The organism is Stenotrophomonas sp. RS-48 (genome assembly GCF_030053245.1).
In the GTDB taxonomy this organism is placed as follows: domain Bacteria; phylum Pseudomonadota; class Gammaproteobacteria; order Xanthomonadales; family Xanthomonadaceae; genus Stenotrophomonas; species Stenotrophomonas maltophilia_P.
In genome coordinates, this window is the sequence record NZ_JASGBV010000015.1 from 1 (window position 1) to 3,611 (window position 3,611).

Here is a 3,611-nt window from a genome sequence, read left to right on the forward strand (position 1 = left end):
CCACCCAGAGCGCCCCGGCCCCGGCGGCTGCCGCGCCGGCCGCCCCGGCTGCCGGTGGCGGTGCGGTTGAAGCCCGGGTGCCGGACATCGGCGATTACACCGACATCCCGGTCATCGAAGTGCTGGTCGCCGTGGGCGACACCGTCAAGAAGGATCAGGGCCTGGTCACGCTGGAAAGCGACAAGGCGACCATGGAAGTGCCGTCCTCGGTGGCCGGTGTGGTCAAGGAACTGAAGGTCAAGGTGGGGGACACCCTGTCGCAGGGCAATGTGGTGGCCATCATCGAAGCCGAGGGTGCTGCTGCGCCGGCGCCGACCCGCGAAGCGGCTGCGGCGGCCCCGGCCGCTGCCGAGACCGCCACCAAGGTCGAGCCGGTCGCTGTGCCCGCCCAGCCGGACAAGCTGGCGGCTCGTGAGATCGCGTCGGCCGGCGCTCCGTCCAGCCCGCCCGTACAGTTCAACGCCGATGGCGTGCTGCCGGCCAAGGTGCCGTATGCCACCCCGGCGGTGCGCGTGTTCGCCCGCGAGCTGGGCGTGGACCTGCTGCAGATCAGCGGTACCGAGAAGGGCGGGCGCATCACCAAGGGTGACGTGCAGAAATTCGTCAAGGCCGCGCTCAGTGGTGGCGTTCCGGCCGCGGGCGGCACCGCTGCCGCCGCAGGCGGTGGGCTGAACCTGCTGCCGTGGCCGAAGGTCGATTTCAGCAAGTTCGGCGAGACCGAAGTGCAGCCGCTGTCGCGCATCAAGAAGATCTCCGGCGCGAACCTGGCCCGCAACTGGGCGATGATTCCGCACGTCACCCAGTTCGACCAGGCCGACATCACCGATCTGGAAGCACTGCGCGTCGCACTGAACAAGGAGAACGAGAAGGCCGGCATCAAGCTGACCATGCTCGCCTTCCTGATCAAGGCCAGCGCCGCGGCGCTGAAGAAGTTCCCGGAGTTCAACGCCTCGCTGGACGCCAGCGGCGAGAACCTGACCCTGAAGAAGTACTTCAACATCGGGTTCGCTGCCGATACGCCGAACGGCCTGGTCGTGCCGGTGATCCGCGACGTCGACAAGAAGGGCGTGGTGCAGATCGCACAGGAAACCGGCGAGCTGGCCAAGAAGGCGCGCGACGGCAAGCTGGGCCCGGCCGACATGAGTGGCGGCTGCTTCTCGATCAGCTCGCTGGGCGGGATTGGTGGCACCGCGTTCACCCCGATCGTCAATGCGCCGGAAGTGGCCATCCTGGGCGTGTCCAAGTCCTCCATCCAGCCGGTCTGGAATGGCAAGGAATTCGCGCCGAAGCTGCTGCTGCCGCTGTCGCTGAGCTACGACCACCGCGTCATCGATGGCGCCCTGGCCGCACGCTTCACCACGTACCTGTCGCAGGTGCTGGCCGACATGCGCCGCGTGCTGCTGTAAGGCACCGCTTCGCCCCCACCGTGTGGCCGTCGCCCCTGGCGCGGCCGCCTGACGAAACGCAGTGACAGCCCGCCGGCCACGCCGGGCGGGCATGAGGAAAACCCACCATGGCCACGATTGAAGTCAAGGTTCCCGACATCGGCGATTACAGCGATGTGCCGGTGATCGAAGTATTGGTCGCCGTCGGCGACACGGTGAAGAAAGACCAGGGCCTGGTGACCCTGGAATCGGACAAGGCCACGCTGGAAGTGCCGTCCTCGGCCGCCGGTGTGGTCAAGGAACTGAAGGTCAAGCTCGGCGATACGCTGTCCGAGGGGGCCGTGGTGGTCCTGCTGGACACCGAAGGAGCCGCCGAGGCCCCGGCCAAGGCGTCCGCACCTGCGCCGGCGGCCGCCGCCCCGGCCAGCAAGCCGCCGGTCACCCCGTCGCATCGTGCCCCGACCGAACCGGCCGCACCGAAGCCGGCGCTGGCCAGCGGCAAGCCGGCCGACATCGAATGCGAGATGGTCGTGCTGGGCTCCGGCCCGGGCGGCTACACCGCCGCGTTCCGCGCAGCCGATGTCGGCCTGGATACGGTACTGGTCGAGCGCTACGCCAGCCTCGGCGGCGTCTGCCTCAACGTCGGCTGCATTCCGTCCAAGGCACTGCTGCATGCGGCGGCGGTCATCGATGAAGTCGCCCATGCCGGCGATTTCGGCGTGGAGTTCGGCAAGCCGACGATTACGCTGGACAAGCTGCGCCAGTACAAGGAAAAGGTCGTCAACCAGCTGACCAAGGGTCTGGCTGGCATGGCCAAGCAGCGCAAGGTGCGCAACGTGCAGGGTGTCGGTCGGTTCCTGTCGGCCAACGAGCTGGAGATCACCGCCGCTGACGGCAGCACGCAGCTGCTGCGCTTCCAGAAGTGCATCATCGCCGCGGGTTCGCAGGCGGTGAAGCTGCCTAACTTCCCGTGGGGCGACAAGCGTGTGATGGATTCCACCGACGCGCTGGAGCTGGCCGAAGTGCCGGGTTCGCTGCTGGTTGTCGGTGGCGGCATCATCGGCCTGGAAATGGCGACCGTGTACGGTGCGCTGGGCAGCAAGGTTACCGTGGTCGAATTCATGGACCAGCTGATGCCGGGCGCCGACAAGGACCTGGTCAAGCCGCTGGCCGACCGCCTGAAGAAGCAGGGCATCGACGTTCACCTGAAGACCAAGGCGTCGGGCGTCACCGCCGATGCCAAGGGCATCACCGTGACCTTCGAGGCGGCCGAGGAAGGGCAGTCGCCGGCGCTGGCGCAGGGGACCTTCGACCGCGTGCTGGTCGCCGTGGGTCGTTCGCCGAATGGCAAGAAGATCGATGCCGAGAAGGCTGGCGTGCAGGTCACCGAGCGTGGCTTCATCCCGGTTGACCGGCAGATGCGTACCAATGTGCCGCACATCTTCGCCATCGGTGACATCGTCGGCAACCCGATGCTGGCCCACAAGGCCACGCACGAGGGCAAGCTGGCGGCTGAAGTGGCGGCCGGCCACAAGAAGGAGTGGGTGGCCCGCGTGATTCCGTCGGTGGCCTACACCAACCCGGAGATCGCCTGGGTGGGCGTGACCGAGACCGAGGCCAAGGCCAAGGGCCTGAAGGTCGGCGTGGCCAAGTTCCCGTGGGCGGCCAGTGGCCGCGCGATCGGCATCGGTCGCACCGAGGGCTTCACCAAGCTGATCTTCGATGAAGAGACCCACCGCATCATCGGTGGCGCGATCGTCGGTGTGCATGCCGGTGACCTGCTGGCCGAGATCGGTCTGGCGATCGAGATGGGCGCGGAAGCTGAAGACATCGGCCACACCATCCATGCCCATCCGACGCTGAGTGAATCGGTGGCGATGGCTTCGGAAATCTACGACGGCACGATCACCGATCTGTACATGCCGAAGAAGAAGTAAGGCGCTTGCGCCGGGCCATGCCCGGTGAAACGGAAAGCCCGGCGAAAGCCGGGTTTTTTGTTGGTGGCTTCTGTGGCTTCGGTGACTGTGGTCGCGAGCTTCCGGGCCGCTGCGCGGGTGGCAGGCATTTGGACACATGTCCCCCGTCGCCCGCCTGCGGCGGTCGCCTCCTCCTTTACTGTGTCCAAACGCCTGCCACCCACGCAGCGGCTCGGTGTACGGACGCTCCAGCAGAGCCAGTTCAACAGACGCGTGGAGGCCTGACACGCGGAGGGAGAGGGGGCTGCGT

2 protein-coding genes are annotated in these 3,611 nt (G+C 67.1%); both read left to right on the top strand.

Annotated elements, in window-relative coordinates; translation table 11 throughout:
- The coding region (gene aceF / locus QMZ25_RS03610) for a dihydrolipoyllysine-residue acetyltransferase (protein ID WP_283219137.1) at positions 1 to 1,406 on the top strand (1,406 nt) is incomplete at its 5' end.
- Between the two features lie 107 nt (positions 1,407 to 1,513).
- Entirely contained in the window at positions 1,514 to 3,322 is a 1,809-nt protein-coding gene (gene lpdA / locus QMZ25_RS03615; RefSeq protein WP_283219138.1) for a dihydrolipoyl dehydrogenase, read from the top strand.
- Positions 3,323 to 3,611 lie beyond the last annotated feature (289 nt).